Here is an 18,201-nt window from a genome sequence, read left to right on the forward strand (position 1 = left end):
ATAGTACATTAATAATAGCAATTATTAATCAGATAGCCCTAATAACAATGCGTAAAAGTGTACCTCAAGCAGTCAATAACCTATTTAATGGCTCCACTTTTTTGACCATTCAAGAGAGAAGTGTTGCATTGTCACGCCTAAATCATCTACTTGCCCAGCATATACCCCATGCTCTTTATAAACAGTGTCGAATAGCAAATTATCGACAAGGTGTTTTAATTATTGAGGTTTCATCAGCAAGTTGGCTAACACGTTTACGCTATGAGCAAGAAAAACTACGCTCACTGTTACGCCAAAATGGTCTAAGCGGGCTCTCATCGATTCAATTTAAAATAAACCCCGAGCTTAATGCCAATAAATTACTATTAAATAGCGGTAGCAACTCTATACCAAGTAGAGTTATCTCACCTGAGAGTGCGAAACATTTACTCATTTTAGCTGACAGTTGCCCACCTAAATTAAAAAATAACCTGATTAAGCTTGCCAATCACGTCACAAAAATGGACAATAAAAAGTCAAAGTAAGGCGTATAAGGCAAAATAATCATTAAAATTGTTTATGCAAAGGAGGTTATATGGATTCAGAAATGGTAACGTATCTTATTATTGGCTTGATTTTAGGTACCATCGTTGGGATTATTCTATCCACAGTTCTTAGCCCTAAATCACGAAAATATAATCAAGCAAAACGCGAACTTGATGAAACAAAGCAAGAGCTTGCAGCACAAAAACAGATGATCGTAAAACACTTTTCGCATAGCGCTGAAATTTTAGACAATATGGCCAAGGAATTTCGCCGTCTTTATCAACATATGGCAGAAAACTCAAATAGTCTTATTTCGCCAAACGATCTTAACGCGTTAAATATTCCACTAGACATCAACACGGCAACTGAAGAAAACAGTTCAACAGAAAACCACACCCCACCAAAAGACTACTCTGGTAATCCATCTGGTTTACTAAAAACAGATGAAACCAAGCTCTAAATTCAATTATTATTTTAGCTAGTATTCGCACTAGCTAAAATAATTTGAAAAATACCAAACAGCCCCAATGTTACATAATAGCATTGCAATATATGTGTATTTTTTGAAGGAAATAAAAAGTGAGAACGCGCAAAATGAAGTCAAAATTTAACTCTCCTAAACAATGTTTAACGCTCTTAGCATTAACAATCGGACTAAGCATTGGTACAGTTGCACAAGCCGACCTAAAACTCCCATTTTTTAATCCCACACCGGAGGAGAAGGTACAACAGTTACCTAGTCTTGCTCCCATGTTAGAACAGGTCTTACCTTCGGTTGTGAGTATCAGTGTTGAAGGAACGGCTGAAGTCAAAAATAATATACCAGAAGAGTTTAGACGCTTTTTTGGCTATCCTGAAAATCAATCGCGAACATTTACAGGACAAGGATCTGGCGTTATTATCGATTCCAATAAAGGCTATGTTGTGACGAATAATCACGTTATTGATAATGCCAATAAAATTACAATACAGCTCAATGATGGGCGAGAATTAAACGCAAAGTTGATTGGTAAAGATCCACAAACTGATATTGCATTATTACAAATTGAAAATGCCAAAAACCTCACGGCCATTCCTCTTGCAGATTCAGATAAATTACGAGTGGGAGATTATGCGATCGCAATTGGCAATCCATTTGGTATTGGGCAAACAGTCACATCGGGAATCATTTCCGCTTTGGGGCGCAGTGGCTTAACTATGAATGGGTTTGAGAATTTTATTCAGACTGACGCTTCCATTAATCGCGGGAACTCTGGTGGTGCTTTAGTCAACTTGAATGGCGAATTAGTCGGTATCAATACCGCCATTATTGCCCCAGGTGGTGGAAACATCGGTATTGGCTTTGCCATTCCAAGTAATATGGTAAAAAGTTTAACCGATCAGCTCACCGAATTTGGTCAAGTCAAACGCGGCGTACTCGGTATTAAAGGTAACGAACTCACCTCAGATATTGCGAAAGCCTTTGATCTCAATATCCAAAAAGGGGCATTTGTTAGCGAAGTACTCGATGATTCAGCCGCAAAAGATGCCGGCATTAAAGCCGGTGATGTGATTATTTCGATGAATAATAAACCAATAGAAAGTTTTGCAGAGTTAAGAGCTAAAATTGCAACAGCCGGCGCAGGACGTGAAGTCAAACTGGGTTTAATTCGTGATGGAAAACAAACTACAGCCAATGTCAAATTGAAAGCTAGCGAAGAGTCTGTGACAGAAGCGAAAATATTACACCCAAGCCTAAATGGCGCAAATTTAGTCAACGCGGAATCTAAAGGTGTATTAGTTGACAAGATTGTCGCTAACTCAGCCGCAGCGCGCTTAGGTTTACAAGAAGGTGACTTAATCACGGGGATCAACAAACAAAATATCAATAATGTTGCTGAATTACGCAAAGTTATTGATAGCAAACCTTCCGTTATTGCATTAAATATCATCCGTGGTAATAGCCATATTTACTTAATACTACAATAATTACTGTTTTATAAATACAAGGAGCATTGTTTGCTCCTTTGTTGTTTTATATCGTAAATTAGTGATTAGCTGACAAGTAATTGTAAAAAATAAACGCCTAAGCATTGGACTAGATTTTTTATTTCTGTGCTATTATCGAACCATTCTCAACTCAACGTCATATCACGGGATTGCTTATGCTAAAAAAAATATTCTGGCCACTATTGATTGGCGCCGTTTTAGCCATCGTATTGCTCATTATTTTTCCATCACTTCGCAATAATAATCAATTTTTATTACCCCAAAACTTATTTGATAAAGAGCCGCTTAGCTATAATCAGGCGGTAAAAGCAGCCGCGCCTGCAGTGGTAAATATTTATAGCCGTCCAAGTAATCCCGATCGACAAAAAAATAACGGCATTACACCACTAGGTTCAGGCGTAATTATGAGTAAAGATGGTTATATTATTACTAACTTTCATGTGATTGAAAACGCGGATAAAATCCTTGTTGCTCTACAAGATGGTCGTATCTTTACCCCCATCACCGTTGGTTACGATAAACTAGTTGACATCGCTGTATTAAAAATCGATGCCTCGAATATCCCGACAATTCCAATGAATCCCTCTCATGCCCCGAAAATTGGCGATATCGTATTAGCCATTGGTAACCCCTATAATATTGGTCAAACCATTACTCAAGGTATTATCAGTGCAACTGGTCGAGACGGCTTAAGCCCATTTAGACGGCAAAATTTTCTGCAGACTGATGCATCGATTAATCATGGTAATTCAGGAGGTGCACTCGTTAATTCGCTAGGTGAACTTGTTGGTATCAATACGCTTTCATTTGCTAAAAGCAGCGCCGATGATATTCCTGAAGGTATTAGTTTCGCAATTCCATCAACATTAGCAACAAAAATTATGAATAAACTAATTAAAGATGGCAAAATTATTCGTGGTTATATTGGTATTGATGGATTAGAGTTTGCGCCAACGCAAAATCCAAGTGATCATCCACTTGTACTTGGTATTTTAGTTACTCATGCAGAAGGTCCGGCAAGTGAAGCGGGCATCGAAGAGAATGATATTTTAGTTGCAGTGAACAATCAGCCAGTGAAATCTATCATTGAAACGATGGATCAAATCGCTGAAATAAAACCGGGAGAAATCATCCCCATTGTGGTGCTAAGACAAGGTAAAAAACTCACATTGAAAGTCACCATCGAACAACTGGCAGTTTAAAATCTGCGCCTTGACGGCGTAAAAAGATAAGTATATAATCCGCCACCTTATTCGTGTTATTTAACATTTGTATGGTGTATAGATTTTGTTGCAATGCAACCATTTATATAGCGATACGAAACAAGAGAGGCTAAAATGAAAAAAGGTATTCATCCTGAATATAAAGAAATTACAGCAACATGTTCTTGCGGTAATGTAATTAAAACTCACTCAACCGTTGGTCACGATATCCATCTTGACGTCTGTGGTGAATGTCACCCATTCTATACTGGTAAACAACGTGATGTTGCAACTGGTGGACGAGTTGACAAATTTAACCAACGTTTTTCTATGGTTGGCGGTAAAAAATAATTACCGAATAAAAAACAAAAAAGCGCTATTAAGCGCTTTTTTTATATTCTAAATGATTAGTATTCTAATTCATCAGGATCGATTCCAAATTCTCTCATCAACGCTTTAGCTTGTTGTGGAATACCATCATTATAATCTTTACTCAAATCGTCATCACTCGGTAACGGCTGACCTGTAAACGCATGTAAAAATGCTTCACATAGCAGCTCGCTATTCGTTGCATGCCGAAGATTATTAACTTGCCTGCGAGTACGTTCATCGGTCAAAATTTTCAAAACTTTCAATGGAATTGAAACTGTAATTTTTTTAACTTGCTCACTTTTTTTGCCATGCTCGGCATAGGGACTAATATAGTCGCCATTCCATTCCATCATAGGACTGCACCGTTTTTCTACTCATAAAAATCATTATTATTACGCTAATTTTAGCTTTTTTTTTAATGACTCGCAATCTATACATCAAGATATTTAGACATCCAGACATATTGACGTCTTAATTGTTTATGCTATGCTTAATTAATTCCCTCAATCAAAGGTGAAATATTATGTCTAATAATCCGAAAATAATCCAACTCTCGCAGCGTACACTTGCCGTGAGAAGTGGATTAAATAGTGATGAACAACACGGTGCGGTAATTCCAAAAATCTCTCTCTCGACCTGCTATCGTTTCGCTGAATTTGCAAAACCAAGAGAATTTGACTATGGCCGAAAATCAACGCCAAATCGTCATTCAGTCGAAAAAACCATTGCAGATCTTGAAGGCGGAGCCGACGCTATCTTAACAAACAGCGGCATGTCAGCTATTCATTTACTCTCAGTTGCATTATTATCGCCTGGTGATCTCGTTGTTGCTCCGCATGATTGCTATGGTGGTAGCTATCGGTTATTTAATAGCTTAAGTGAAAAAGGCTATTTTAATGTACAATTTATTGATCAATCCAATGAACAAGCACTTACTCAGGTATTAGCGTTAAAACCTAAGTTAGTCCTGATTGAAACACCAAGTAACCCTTTACTACGCATTGTTGATATTGAGCATATTGCATCATTAGCCCATAATGCTGGTGCGCTCGTATTAGTAGATAATACATTCATGACACCGATTCTACAAAGCCCGTTTACCTTAGGTGCTGATGTGATCATTCACTCATGCACTAAATTCCTTAACGGTCACTCAGACTTACTCGCTGGTGTGTTAGTATTTAAAGAACAAACGCTAGCTGACGACGTACTTTGGTGGTCGAATAATATTGGAACGGCTAATTCTTCTTTTGATACTTATTTATTGCAACGCGGGCTACGCACGCTCGCTGTTAGAGTATTAGCACAGCAGCAAAGCGCACTTAAAATTGTGGATTTTCTTGCTAATCATCCAAAAATTGCTGCAGTTCATCACCCTTCTTTAGCCTCGACACCAGGACACGATATTGCCAAAAAGCAGCAAAAAGGATTTGGTTCGTTACTCAGTTTCGAACTAAAAGCAGCCGCAGATAAAACACCAGCCTTTATTGAACGTCTCAATATTTTCACCTTAGCACAATCGCTCGGCGGAACTGAAAGCCTGATTTCTCATCCGACCACCATGACGCATTCCGGCATTAGTGCGCAAGCACGTAAAGCAGCAGGCATATCGGATCAGTTATTAAGAATTTCCGTTGGACTTGAAGATGTTCAAGATCTAATCAACGATCTACAGCAAGCTTTAGACGTGATTTAATGGATATGGCAATGATATTATGCGATATCGTGAATAGGTAAAATGAAGTATTCACGATATCGCACTCAGAATAATAGTCGAATTAAGTTATCAGCATGATTAAATCGTTAAAAAAATTTTTTTACTAACGATATATCTGACCTCTTTCGTATTGTTGAGATTAGTTAAAGCCTTGTAAAAGACACATAACACTTTTTATTATAGACAAGCATATCGCTATTAAATCGTTTTAGATTTTTGTCTAACTACCTCAAATAAGCAGATTCCTGTTGCAACTGATACGTTTAATGAAGAGACAAAACCTGACATTGGAATACTCACTAATTCATCACAGTGCTCTTTAGTCAATCGTCTCATGCCCTCGCCTTCAGCGCCCATAATGATCGCTAATTTGCCGCTTAAACGACTTTGATATATTGAATGATCCGCTTCACCTGCCGTACCAACCAGCCAGATTTGATATTCCTCTTTTAGCATGCGTAGCGTTCGCGCCAAATTGGTGACGCGAATAACCGGTACGCTTTCAGCCGCGCCACATGCCACTTTTTTAGCAGTCGCATTAAGTGGTGCTGATTTATCTTTAGGCACTATGATAAAATTAACGCCAGCCGCATCAGCGGTGCGAATACAAGCACCTAGATTATGTGGATCTGTCACCCCATCTAAAATTAAAATTAATGGCTCTAGATGCTGGGATAGCAGATCAGGCAAATCATTTTCATGATAATTACGTCCTTCTTTTATCCGGGCGACAATACCTTGATGAACCCCATTTGATGTTTGCTCATCAAGCCATTTTTTATCAACCAATTTAACCGGTAATCCCAACGATTCAATATCGCTGACTAATGAATTAAGGCGTTTATCATCACGGTTTTTTAATAAATAGACATCTAAAATCCGCTCGGGCGAACGGGCTAACATACCTTGCATGGCATGCATACCATATATTATTTCACTCATTTAGCTGGCTTCTTCTTTTTCTTTATTGATGTGCGGGTTGTCGTGCGTTTGGCGTCCGTGCTTGGTACTTCAGAGCGCTTACGACTTTTTTTACGCTTGGTGCTTTTATCGTCAGCTAACACTGTCTCGGTTTTTTTCGCTCTCTCTTTACTAGTTTTACCCTGACGACGTGGCTTATTATTACTACCTTCGAGGCTAAAATCAATCTTTCGTTCCTCTGGGTTTACCGCTTGAACTTTAATTTTCACTTTATCACCTAGGCGATAAGAATAACCCGAATTTTCACCAATTAAACGACTTTTTCCTGCATCAAAAATATAATAATCATTCTCAAGCGTTGAAACGTGCACTAAACCATCTATAAACAGATCATCAAGGCGAACAAAAAAACCAAAATTAGTCACGCCAGAGATCACACCATCGAACAATTCGCCGACATGATCTTGCATAAAGTCACATTTTAGCCAATCAACTACATCGCGAACCGCTTCATCTGCTCGTCGTTCGGTTAATGAACAGTGTTCACCAAAATAGAGCATTTCATTGATATTATAGCAATAACCACCGGTTTTACTCTCAGTATGATTTTGATTGGCTAAAATCCATTTAATCGTACGGTGTAATAACAAGTCGGGATATCGACGAATTGGTGAGGTGAAATGCGCGTATGATTTTAGAGCGAGACCAAAGTGGCCACGATTTTCAGGATCATAAACCGCTTGTTTCATCGATCGCAAAATTAGCGTTTGAATCATATCATGATCGGGGCGATCAACAATACGCTCCATTAAACTGGCAACATCTTTCGGTTGTGGTTTATCTTTTCCTTCAAGTATTAAACCAAGTTCGGCAAGCACACTGCGTAAATTAGTCAGTCTATCATCATCGGGTTTATCATGAATACGATACAAAGAAGGAATATTAAGGCCTTCAACTAATTGTGCCGCAGCAACATTAGCTAGAATCATGCACTCTTCAATAATTTTATGCGCATCATTACGCTGTGCCATTTCAATGCGCTCGATGCGCTTATCAGCATTAAACACAAATTTCGGTTCAGCCGATTCAAAACTGATTGCACCGCGATCCAAGCGCGCTTTATCTAGTACCTTGTACAAACTGTATAAATTTTCCAAATCTTTTACCAAAGGCTGATAATGATCGCGAAGCTCTTCATCACCGGTAAGTATTTTTTGTACTTTGGTATAAGTCAATCTTGCATGAGAATTCATAACCGCTTCATAAAACTGATACGATGTCAGGCGACCTTTGGCTGAAATAGTCATTTCACAAACTAAACATAATCTATCAACTTGTGGATTAAGTGAACATAAACCATTCGATAAGACTTCTGGTAACATAGGAATCACTCGGGATGGAAAATACACCGAAGTGCCGCGGTGACTGGCCTCATTGTCAAGTGCAGTTTTTGGACGGACGTAATAACTGACATCCGCAATCGCGACCCATAACCGATATCCCCCTCCTCTGTTTTTTTGACAATATACCGCATCATCAAAATCACGGGCATCTTCACCGTCAATTGTCACTAAAGGTAATGCAGTTAAGTCTTTGCGGCCTTTTTTAGCTTGTGCCGATACAGTTTCGGATAATTTACTCACTGCATTTTCCACTTCTACAGGGAATTCATGCGGGATTTCATGATTACGTACTGCAATTTCAATAGCTAAATTGGTACCCATGTTATCACCTAAAATTTCGGTGATTTTACCTACTGCTTTTTGCCGGCGCTCAGGTCTTTTTAACAATTCAACAACGACAACGGCTCCCATGCGCACTGTTTGGTGATGATCTTTATCACTAATTAATATATCAAAATTAAGCCGACTATCATCAGGCACAACAAAACCAATACCTTCTTCAATAAAATAGCGACCAACAATCTGATTATTACGAGGCTCAAGTACGCGTACAATACGCGCTTCATTTTTACCTTTATATTGGCTAGCCATTGGTTGGGCGAGTACAATATCACCTTGTAAGGCTTTTTTCATCTGCTCTGGAGATAAAAAATAATCGTCTTTTTGTCCCTCAACCCGTAAAAAACCAAAACCATCTCGATGTGCTATCACATTACCTTTTACCATGAGCAATTTTTCAGGTAAAGCATAGCATTTACGACGAGTAAATATCAGCTGCCCATCGCGCTCCATTGCGCGTAAACGACGATGCAGGGCTTCTTTTTGTTCTTCACTTGTCAGCAACATCGCTTGAGCAATATTATCTAAATTTGCTGGTTTAGCAATCGTCTCTAAATAGCTGATAATTAGTTCACGACTTGCAATTGGAGAAGCGTATTTTTCAGCTTCACGTTGGTAAAATGGATCTTTAACCATAATCAGTTATCCTGTTTGATAAGATTCTGATAAGCATAACATAATTTCGCTTTAGCTATAGCAATTAACCCTGCTATTTTATAAAAATTTTTTTTATAAAAAAAAACCACTCCGAAGAGTGGTTTGTGTAAATAGCGTAGAGTAATTAGTGAACCCATACACCAAGTTTGAAGCCTTGGATACCCGCTTCTGGTTGAGTTGCGCTAAGCGCTGTTGCTGCACCAGCAGTTGTATTGCCCTGGATACCTTGGTTTTGAGCTGCAGAAGCCGCCGCCAATGTTGCTTTCGCTGCATCGTTTGTAGCTGGTAATGTGTATTGAACATTAGCACCAGTTTGTACAAAGTATACATTGTCAGTAGTAGCTGCAACTGTACCATTAGCAGCACTGTTTCCACCAGTTACATACCAGTCATAGTTTTTAAATCCAGCATCAGATGTTACATCAGCTGAATCATCCCAAACTTGTGCTTCGAATGCATTAGTTAATTTAATCTCAGTACCTTCACCAGCAGTTACAGGACCATTAGCATTTTGGAACTCGTTAGCTGCACCAGATGCACCTACGCGAACAATTTTAACACCTAAAGAGTCACCTGGTTGAACTGGTTGTTCTGGATCAGTTGGAGTCTCACCACCACCTGTACCACCATTGTCTGGCGGAGTTACTGGATTTGATGGATCAGTTGGGTTAGTTGGGTCAGTACCACCTTCACCACCATCACCTGGAACACCTCCAGAGGTAATATCAGCAACAGTTAACCAGTTGTTACGATCTGGCGCACCATAGATAGTAAATGGACGTGCAGTGAAACCAATTTTGGTTGCACCAACAGCAGCAGTAGGAATAACCCATTTAATTGTTTGAGTACCATTGTTTTCAGCAGCTGCAGTCACGCTTACATTAGTATTGGTATAAGTTGCCCATGCACCATCTTTGTAATAAGTGAAGTAGAATGTTTTACCTGTTAATTCTTTATCGTAATCGCCATCAGCATCATTAACTTTATAAGTTACTTGAACGGTATCACCAACAGACCATGCACCCGTTACAGCTGTAGTTGTACCTTTAGAAAGTACCGAGATATCCATTGAGTTAGTACTTGTTGATACACCTTTAGCAGAGTTAATTACAGGTGCATTACCAGTAATAGTCACTGACGTTGATGCGTTTAATGCAAAAGCACTGCTTGCTGCATAACCGGCTAATAATAGACCGAATGCAACCTGTTTAATAGCTAAATTTTTCATATTTATAATTTCCTGTTTCATATTTCAACATATTATGTTGTATTTATATAAATACACCATTTTGTGGTGTTTTTTTGTAACAATAAATCAGATATTTATCGTTACAAAACCGTCTAAGAACGATTAATTAACATCTATTCTTAGTTTAAATCCTTGATCGCCAGCACATGCACTTGATGTTTTTAATCCACCTAATGCAATTGCTGCAACTGTATTATTGTTTATGCTTGTCGCTGTGCCGCCAGTAGTTGCACCTGCAACAAGACCTGCATAACTAGCATTTGATACCGTTAATCCTTTGATTTGATACACTGACGTATTTGAGATATTAAATAATTTACTCACTGCCAATGCACCACTTTGATCATCGCCATTTGGGTTCGTATTGCCAGGTAAAATCACATTAGCGCCCGCACATGCACTAATATTATCACCCACTAAGGACCAAACAATATTTGATGAAGAAGTCACATCATTATCCAATGAATCTTCAACTTTAACCGTATAAGTATCGCCGACAACTAATTTACCCGTCATAGTGATTGTTCTGTCATCATTGACCACCCCAACAACCGTATTACCATTAGAAATGGTGATCTTAGATGGAACGCCGCCATTAAAATAGATCGTTGTTGGTGCCGAGCCACTTCCATAAACAGGTGAAGATGCCGAATAGGTCGAGAATTTCAAACTCACATCTACACTTGACAATGTCGCATTAGTTGATAACTCTAATAAATAGTCATCAGATATTGATGCACTACCTACCACTTTCTTAATACTTTTTACTAATAAACATTTTGGCGTTTCAGTTGGGCATTGATTTGCCGCATTAGTCGCAACAAATGTAACTTTGTTACCGCCGCTCGTTGCCGTGTACAAACTATTAATTTTTGCAATTTCTTCTGCTGTCGGTGGTTCTGCTTCATACACGCTGCCAACAGTTAGCGGTGCAGCCGGAACTGGCACTGGATATTCTGCAAAAGTGAAATAATCACTAAAGCCAGCAACTTGACCAGTCGGAATTGGTAGGCCTGTTGCAGGACTTACCGTAACTGGGCTTGAGACTAAATTAGCTTGTAAAAATACTGATGTTCGCCCATTGGCAGCTGCAGGAGCAGAGGCTGAACCTAACGCATCGCCTCCCGCTGGATTTGGCGTCACATTCGTTAGTAACACTTGACGAGTAGACGATGGTTTGATGGCTAACCAAGATTGGTTAGAAACAGCAGTTCGACCTTTACCATCAGTTAACGTTACATCCAATGTATAACGACCTGGAACAGCAACACCGCTACTTGCAGTTGGGTTACGTTCACCTGTTATTGAATTAATATAACTTGGAACTAAGATTGACCAATTATTGGTATCTGATGTTTGAGCAACATTCCAAACATTGTTAGCAGAACATGTTAAGCCAACTCGGTTATAACATAAATTACCGTCCGCACCCGCTGCCGATAAAGCCATCAAATCCGCAGTACCTGTCACATTATTCCATGACGAAGGAGAAATTGTGATGCCGTCTTTCGCATTATGAACGGCAATCCCTAAATCAATTACGGAGTGCTCTTCAACAAAACCTAATGATGCGAGATCAACACTGAATTTTTTCTCTTTATACTCAAGTACAATATAGTTATTACGATCCACTAAATCATATCGACTACCTTTCAACGAACGTGCAACATCAACCATATTAGGGTCTAACTGATCTTTCAGTGGAACACCTAAGCGGTAATTCATTGTTAGCTCGACTTTAGCCATTTTATTGGAGCTTTCGCCTTGCTTATGCTCACCTTTAATTGTGAATAATGGCACTGGCGTATAATCGATACCTAACGTCAACGCATAAGGATCTTTTTGTAGATTATCTTTACCAAATAATGCAACTTTATCACCAAAATACTGTTCGAACATTAAAGAAGCACCAAGATGAGGATATGAAGGCAAATAACCTTGGAAACGAAGATCGTAGCCTCTTGCGGCTCTTTCTAAATAGTCATCAAAATCTTTTGAATCTTTCCAATCAGATAATGGCGTATAGTAGTTAGCCGCAAATTTCATATAATCAGTCCAAGCTTCAAGGCCCAAACCTAAACGATTATGATTACGGCTAAAATCATGGTCAAAAAAGACGTTATAGCCCACTAACCAATTTTTATCAGCAAGATCCCAGCGTTGGCCAATACCAAAGTTACCAATTCTGCGATCTTTTTCATATTCTTGATAAGTTAATTGTGAGAAAATCAACGTGCTATCTGAGTCATACCACGGGCTGAAAAGTTTAACGTTTACATTATTTAATTTCGCCTGATCACTAACATCAAATTGTAACTGAGCAGTACCAAAACGGCCTAAAAAATCCTGCGCAGCACTACGAATCGGATCGATAACTTGATTGTTAACTTGATTACGAACATAGCTTTCAGCATAATTTTGAGTTTTAGTATTCAAGTCATCTTTTAATTGTTGAGACGACATGTGATCCCAATCTTGCTGACCTAATGTTTGCAAAACTGAGGCAACTTGAGTATCCAATGCATTATCATTTTTTTCTGCACTAGCTTTATCTGACGAACCTAAACTTGGAAGATAGCTATATTTACTATTTTCTTTTGTTTTTTTTGATTCTGCTGGTAACAACGGGGAATCGGCAGGCAGATTAATACTGTCCCCAACTTTGACAATGTCAGTATCATCATAACTTCCTTTATTTAGATCGCGAAGTTCTGATACCGAAATATTACTTAATAAAGCAATTTGATAAAGTGAGCGTTGCTGGTTATTGATAAAAACCTTAAGATTATCAGCTTGGCTAAGCTTAGCATTTTCATTCTTTACAGGTAAGGATCGACTCACTTGTGCTTTGGCCACATGACAACTTAATGCGACTAAAACAAGTGTTGCAACCATCGATAAATTAAGACTCTTTTTCACCTTAATCATTCCTTTCTTCATTAATGTATTTTTTAATATTTATTATTAAATTTAAGTTTCTTTACAAAACGCAGTGCAAATTTACTGAAGTTTCATTCAATGGTCAATCATTTTTTTGTCAAGATTAGTTCATTTTATGAGCATTTTATTGTGTTCGTTATCGCTATGATATAAACAATTCTTTACAAAGAACGCGACAAATTTACTCAAATTTTCACCTATGGTCAATGATCTTTTTGTCAAGATTGCATGTTTTTTTAACTTTTGCTATTTTTTTTGAAATAAATCAATAATTAGTGTAAAAAATAAAAATGACATTTTTGTTAGAATTTATCGATCAAACCACGTTTTCTTTACAAAATTAGCTAATTAATCGTGTCGCCAGCCATAGTTAAAATGGTTGGCGATATTAAACTGATCCAATACTCTAGTCAATGATTGATCAACAAGCTGTTCAACACTATTTGGTTTATGATAAAAAGCAGGTACTAATGGCATAATAGTTGCACCAATTTGGCAAGCTGTTTGCATTAATTGAATATGACCTAAATGTAAAGGTGTTTCACGTACACATAAAACAAGTCGACGCTGCTCTTTTAGTACCACATCAGCTGCTCGGATTAATAAATTATCACTATAGCTATTTGCAATCCCAGATAAAGTTTTAATTGAGCAAGGAACAATAATCATGCCATCGGTTCTAAATGACCCTGATGAAATATTCGCAGCAATATCACCGATATCATAATAATGATCAGCCATTGCAATAACGTTGTCATACTCATAATCCGTTTCTAAATCAATCGTTCGTTTCGCTGAATGAGATATCACAAGATGTGTTTCAATATTTGGCTGCTGGGCTAATAGCTCTAACAATCGAATACCATACAATGCACCACTCGCTCCCGATATACCGACAATTAGCCTCCGCTTGGCTATTGATTGACGATTATCGGCAGAAATATTACTGTCCAACATTATAAATTTCCAAATTTTCTGCTTCTTTATTGTTTTGCAAATGCTTATTGGTGTCTCCACGAGCATGTTTTAAATGAGTTAAATAAGAATCACTCACATCATGAGTGATATATTTACCATCGAAGACTGAACATTCAAATTGCACCAACTGAGGATTCCCCTCTTTAACGGCATCGATTAAATCATTTAAATCTTGAAATATTAATCTATCTGCGCCAATCGCTTGAGCGATTTCTGTAACACTACGATTATAAGCAATAAGCTCATGGGCGACGGGCATATCAATACCATAAACGTTAGGATAACGAATCTCAGGCGCAGCTGATGCTAAATAAATTTTTTTTGCTCCCACCAAACGCACCATCTCTAATATCTGCTGAGAGGTCGTACCTCTTACAATAGAATCATCGACTAATAAAACATTTTTACCTTCAAATTCTATTCGATTCGCATTGAGCTTACGTCTGACTGACAGTTGGCGGTCACGTTGTCCCGGCATGATAAACGTACGACCAACGTAACGGTTCTTAACAAATCCTTGTCTGTATGGCTTATTTAATATACGTGCAATTTCCAATGCGGCATCACAAGACGTTTCAGGAATCGGAATAACAACATCAATATCGAGATCCTGCCACTCTCTGGCGATTTTTTGACCGAGCTTTTGCCCCATCAAAATTCGCGATTGATAAACTGAAATACCATTCATTAAAGAATCCGGTCGAGCAAAATAGACATATTCAAAAATACAAGGACAAAAAGATAACTTGCGCTTACTCTGCTTTGAATGGAACTGGCCATTTTGCGAAATATAGATTGTTTCGCCAGGCTCAACGTCACGCACAAATTCAAAATCAAGCGTGTCTAGTGCCACACTTTCAGATGCCACCATATATTCGGTCTGTTGATCGTTAATTACGCGCTTACCAATCACTAAAGGGCGAATACCATGTGGATCTCTAAAGGCAATCAAACCATGTCCTATCACCATTGCAACACAAGCATATGCCCCACTAATAGTCTTATGGACTTGATCAATTGCCGCAAAAATATTATCTGGCGTCAAAGGATAATAAGTAAATTTATCCAATTCACTCGCTAAAATATTTAATAATACTTCCGAGTCTGAACGAGTGTTAACGTGCCGCCGTGCTTGTTTTAAGATATTGTTACGTAGTTCATCAGTATTAATCAAATTACCATTATGAGCCAGTGTAATACCATAAGGCGAATTGACATAAAAAGGCTGAGCTTCAGAAACACTGGAACTCCCCGCGGTTGGATAACGAACATGACCAATACCAATATTACCGACTAATCGCTGCATATGTTGTGCTTGGAATACATCTTTCACTAAACCATTAGCCTTGCGCAAACGAAAATAATCATTTTCATCAATCGTCACAATCCCGGCTGCATCTTGTCCCCGATGTTGTAATACTGTCAGAGCATCATAAATTGATTGATTTACCGGACTAAAACCAACGACACCTACTACTCCACACATAATATCACCTCTAATAATCGCTGAACTATTATTTGCTAATTTGCTAAAAACGAAGAGGAACTTTGTAATGCGTCAAAAAACCATCGAACAATAAAATGAAAATGAGGAATCAAAGTGGATTCTTGCCATGCGCTGCTTTTGGCAAGCGGAGTAAACGTATCAATAAAAAATAACACCGCTGCGGTCAGCAAAATTCCGCGCAATATACCGAAAAAAATACCCAATACCCGATCAGTGCCAGATAAGCCTGTTTTCTGCACTAATTCACTGATAATATAATTAATCACAGCACAAACAAGTAGCGTGGCAATAAATAATATTGCAATTGCAACAGCATTTCTGACAAACTCATCTTGAAAGTAAGTAAAATAATCACTGATATAAAAATAAAATTGGCTAGCAATAAAAAATGCGATGATCCAACTTAATAAGGATAATGCCTCTTTAACAAATCCCCTAACTAGACTGACGACAGCGGAAAATATAATGATCCCAATAATCGTAAAATCAACCCAATTCATCATAATCTTTTTCTCTTTTGATATTGTGATTACTCAATAAGCAAATATTGCAATCATTATTTGCAAGTTATTTTGTTGTAACAAAGCCCTTCAGTTTACTTAAATGCTCCAAATCGATAATCACCATCTCTGCCTGAGCTTTTGTAAGATATTGTCCAACAAATAATCGTGTCAATTGACCTTCTTGTGGCACAGCGGGTAGAGTATAAACGTCATAATTATTTAATCTTAATAAAGCAATCAGTTCTTCTATTTTTTGCTTATTTTTTAATGCGACCAATTGCACAACATAATTTTTTTCTGTCTGTGCACTACTGCTATCTTGTATGCTGTTATTAGCGGGTATTTGTTGTTGAACCACACTATTGACTTCATTGGCAAGTTCATTTAACGAGGAAGATGTTTCAATATCTAAATCATCATTATCCTCGACTAGTGCACTCTCAATTTGATGATTAGAGGGTAATATTGGAATTGTAGCCTCTATTTGCTTAGATTTATCAACCAGTACATAAGGGCTAACAAGCAATGCAAGTAATATCAAAGTGATAAAGCCGATTAATCGATTACGCTTTTGATTATCCATTTACCACCAAACTTAACACATCAGAAACAGTGTGAAATGATCCACAAACAACAATGATATCATCTATGTCGGCATCTTGTTTCGATTGTGCAAATGCAGCAGAAACTGATTCAAAACAAGTCACTATCGTATGACTATTTTTAGTCACATGTTTAGCAATATCTGCAGCTTTACTTCCTCGCTCACCATATAAAGAAGCGCAGTACCAAATATCTGCTTGTAAAATATTCACCGTTGAAGCGATATCTTTATCTTTTAGCATTCCAATAACAACACGTAATTTACCGACCCGAGATCGCTGTTTAAGTAATACTTGCAATTGCGAGTTCAAATACGTTGCCGCATGTGGATTATGAGCCACATCAATAATCACTAGCGGCTCTTGGCTTATAATTTGAAAACGAGCCGTCAGTTCCGTCTTTAAAAGACCTTGGCAAATCATTTCGTCGCTAATTGTCAGTGACGAATACGTCAGTGCAGCGAGAGCCGTTGCTGCATTAGCCAATGGAATTTTAGCTATTGGCAAGTTACCATAACAACGTATACGCGATGAAAATTGCCACGTTTTCCCATCTAATTGTCGATATTGCCAATCATAATCAGGATTAGGCTTGCAGCCGTGTAATTTAATCTGCATACTATTAGCAACGTCATAAATCGAACAAGGAATATCTGGCTCGCCAACTACCACAACTTGATTTGACTTAAATATCCCCGCTTTCTCACGGCCAATACTTTCTCGGGTATTACCGAGATAATCCATATGATCAAGTGCAATTGAGGTAATCACAGCTACATCAGCATCAACAAGATTGGTTGCATCAAGTCGCCCGCCTAAACCAACCTCAAGAATCACCACATCTAAATTAGCTTGTTTAAATAAACATAGTGCCGATAAAGTAGAATATTCAAAATAGGTTAACGACGTCTCTGCTCTAGCAGACTCAATCTGAGCAAAAGCTCGTATATGATCACTATCTGCTAGCTCTTGATTATTAATACGCACACGCTCCGTGTAACGCAATAAATGGGGAGAACTATAAACACCGACACGAAATCCCGCTTCGAGCAAAATCATTTCAAGCGCACGGCAAGTGGTACCTTTACCATTAGTTCCAGCAACAGTAAAAATATACGGTGCGGGTTTAATAACATTTAAACTCCGAGCAACTTTTGTTACTCGATCTAATCCTAGCTCAATCGTCTTTGGATGTATCAGCTCTAGATAATGCAGCCAATCATCCAAAGAAGCACTTTCAGCAGGTTTTTCCAATGTTGTTATGTGCATATTTAGTATATAGAAAAGTAAGTAGACA

16 protein-coding genes are annotated in these 18,201 nt (G+C 38.1%); 6 read left to right on the top strand and 10 right to left on the bottom strand.

What is annotated here, in order from left to right:
- Positions 1–47 precede the first annotated feature (47 nt).
- The 5 genes from DES39_RS09625 (at position 48) to rpmE (ending at position 4,067) form a co-directional block, all read left to right on the top strand.
- The gene (locus DES39_RS09625; protein WP_121145570.1) at positions 48–524 is read left to right on the top strand and encodes a DUF721 domain-containing protein; all 477 of its coding nucleotides are present in this window, start codon (positions 48–50) and stop codon (positions 522–524) included.
- A 50-nt stretch (positions 525–574) separates the two neighbouring features.
- The gene (locus tag DES39_RS09630; RefSeq protein WP_121145571.1) at positions 575–985 is read left to right on the top strand and encodes a Z-ring associated ZapG family protein; all 411 of its coding nucleotides are present in this window, start codon (positions 575–577) and stop codon (positions 983–985) included.
- Between the two features lie 134 nt (positions 986–1,119).
- Entirely contained in the window at positions 1,120–2,493 is a 1,374-nt protein-coding gene (locus DES39_RS09635; protein WP_121145572.1) for a Do family serine endopeptidase, read from the top strand.
- A 176-nt stretch (positions 2,494–2,669) separates the two neighbouring features.
- On the top strand, positions 2,670–3,716 hold the full coding sequence (gene degS, locus DES39_RS09640; RefSeq protein ID WP_121145573.1) for an outer membrane-stress sensor serine endopeptidase DegS: 1,047 nt from the start codon (positions 2,670–2,672) through the stop codon (positions 3,714–3,716).
- A 135-nt stretch (positions 3,717–3,851) separates the two neighbouring features.
- Positions 3,852–4,067 carry a 50S ribosomal protein L31 gene (gene rpmE / locus DES39_RS09645; protein ID WP_121145574.1) on the top strand — a complete coding sequence of 72 codons (216 nt, stop codon included), beginning with the start codon at positions 3,852–3,854 and terminating at the stop codon, positions 4,065–4,067.
- A 56-nt stretch (positions 4,068–4,123) separates the two neighbouring features.
- On the opposite strand, the gene metJ is transcribed toward rpmE, so the two are convergent.
- A complete protein-coding gene (gene metJ / locus DES39_RS09650) occupies positions 4,124–4,441 on the bottom strand; it encodes a met regulon transcriptional regulator MetJ (protein ID WP_121145575.1) in 318 nt (105 codons plus the stop codon).
- A 170-nt stretch (positions 4,442–4,611) separates the two neighbouring features.
- Between metJ and metB the strand changes: the two genes are divergently transcribed.
- On the top strand, positions 4,612–5,784 hold the full coding sequence (metB, locus tag DES39_RS09655) for a cystathionine gamma-synthase (RefSeq protein WP_121145576.1): 1,173 nt from the start codon (positions 4,612–4,614) through the stop codon (positions 5,782–5,784).
- 219 nt (positions 5,785–6,003) lie between these two features.
- Here the strand turns inward: metB and rlmB are convergent, their stop codons facing one another.
- The 9 genes from rlmB to folC all read right to left on the bottom strand — a co-directional run bounded on the left by rlmB (position 6,004) and on the right by folC (position 18,167).
- Positions 6,004–6,747, bottom strand: a complete 744-nt coding sequence (gene rlmB, locus DES39_RS09660; RefSeq protein WP_121145577.1) for a 23S rRNA (guanosine(2251)-2'-O)-methyltransferase RlmB — start codon at positions 6,745–6,747, stop codon at positions 6,004–6,006.
- Positions 6,744–9,104: a ribonuclease R gene (gene rnr, locus DES39_RS09665; protein ID WP_121145578.1), complete on the bottom strand. Its 2,361-nt coding sequence runs from the start codon at positions 9,102–9,104 to the stop codon at positions 6,744–6,746. Before rnr ends, rlmB begins: the two co-directional genes overlap by 4 nt.
- A 145-nt stretch (positions 9,105–9,249) precedes the next feature.
- Complete coding sequence (locus tag DES39_RS10965; protein ID WP_170143387.1) at positions 9,250–10,353, bottom strand: hypothetical protein; 1,104 nt, start codon at positions 10,351–10,353, stop codon at positions 9,250–9,252.
- A 123-nt stretch (positions 10,354–10,476) separates the two neighbouring features.
- On the bottom strand, positions 10,477–13,293 hold the full coding sequence (locus DES39_RS09675) for an inverse autotransporter beta domain-containing protein (RefSeq protein ID WP_170143388.1): 2,817 nt from the start codon (positions 13,291–13,293) through the stop codon (positions 10,477–10,479).
- A gap of 369 nt (positions 13,294–13,662) precedes the next feature.
- Complete coding sequence (locus tag DES39_RS09680) at positions 13,663–14,271, bottom strand: UbiX family flavin prenyltransferase (RefSeq protein WP_121145580.1); 609 nt, start codon at positions 14,269–14,271, stop codon at positions 13,663–13,665.
- Positions 14,258–15,778, bottom strand: coding sequence for an amidophosphoribosyltransferase (gene purF / locus DES39_RS09685; RefSeq protein ID WP_121145581.1), 1,521 nt, complete (start codon positions 15,776–15,778; stop codon positions 14,258–14,260). Before purF ends, DES39_RS09680 begins: the two co-directional genes overlap by 14 nt.
- A gap of 35 nt (positions 15,779–15,813) precedes the next feature.
- Positions 15,814–16,299, bottom strand: a complete 486-nt coding sequence (locus tag DES39_RS09690) for a CvpA family protein (RefSeq protein WP_121145761.1) — start codon at positions 16,297–16,299, stop codon at positions 15,814–15,816.
- Positions 16,300–16,366: 67 nt separating this feature from the next.
- Positions 16,367–16,885 carry an SPOR domain-containing protein gene (locus tag DES39_RS09695; RefSeq protein WP_121145583.1) on the bottom strand — a complete coding sequence of 173 codons (519 nt, stop codon included), beginning with the start codon at positions 16,883–16,885 and terminating at the stop codon, positions 16,367–16,369.
- On the bottom strand, positions 16,878–18,167 hold the full coding sequence (gene folC / locus DES39_RS09700; protein ID WP_425463991.1) for a bifunctional tetrahydrofolate synthase/dihydrofolate synthase: 1,290 nt from the start codon (positions 18,165–18,167) through the stop codon (positions 16,878–16,880). Before folC ends, DES39_RS09695 begins: the two co-directional genes overlap by 8 nt.
- Positions 18,168–18,201: the final 34 nt, after the last annotated feature.

The sequence above is a fragment of the Orbus hercynius genome, assembly GCF_003634275.1.
Lineage (GTDB): Bacteria > Pseudomonadota > Gammaproteobacteria > Enterobacterales > Orbaceae > Orbus > Orbus hercynius.

Coding starts and splice junctions, on each gene's coding strand:
- DES39_RS09625 (WP_121145570.1), top strand. CDS start 48: ATGCGTAAAAGTGTACCTCAAGCAGTCAATAACCTATTTAATGGCTCC.
- DES39_RS09630 (WP_121145571.1), top strand. CDS start 575: ATGGATTCAGAAATGGTAACGTATCTTATTATTGGCTTGATTTTAGGT.
- DES39_RS09635 (WP_121145572.1), top strand. CDS start 1,120: ATGAAGTCAAAATTTAACTCTCCTAAACAATGTTTAACGCTCTTAGCA.
- degS (WP_121145573.1), top strand. CDS start 2,670: ATGCTAAAAAAAATATTCTGGCCACTATTGATTGGCGCCGTTTTAGCC.
- rpmE (WP_121145574.1), top strand. CDS start 3,852: ATGAAAAAAGGTATTCATCCTGAATATAAAGAAATTACAGCAACATGT.
- metJ (WP_121145575.1), bottom strand. CDS start 4,441: ATGATGGAATGGAATGGCGACTATATTAGTCCCTATGCCGAGCATGGC.
- metB (WP_121145576.1), top strand. CDS start 4,612: ATGTCTAATAATCCGAAAATAATCCAACTCTCGCAGCGTACACTTGCC.
- rlmB (WP_121145577.1), bottom strand. CDS start 6,747: ATGAGTGAAATAATATATGGTATGCATGCCATGCAAGGTATGTTAGCC.
- rnr (WP_121145578.1), bottom strand. CDS start 9,104: ATGGTTAAAGATCCATTTTACCAACGTGAAGCTGAAAAATACGCTTCT.
- DES39_RS10965 (WP_170143387.1), bottom strand. CDS start 10,353: ATGAAAAATTTAGCTATTAAACAGGTTGCATTCGGTCTATTATTAGCC.
- DES39_RS09680 (WP_121145580.1), bottom strand. CDS start 14,271: ATGTTGGACAGTAATATTTCTGCCGATAATCGTCAATCAATAGCCAAG.
- purF (WP_121145581.1), bottom strand. CDS start 15,778: ATGTGTGGAGTAGTAGGTGTCGTTGGTTTTAGTCCGGTAAATCAATCA.
- DES39_RS09690 (WP_121145761.1), bottom strand. CDS start 16,299: ATGAATTGGGTTGATTTTACGATTATTGGGATCATTATATTTTCCGCT.
- DES39_RS09695 (WP_121145583.1), bottom strand. CDS start 16,885: ATGGATAATCAAAAGCGTAATCGATTAATCGGCTTTATCACTTTGATA.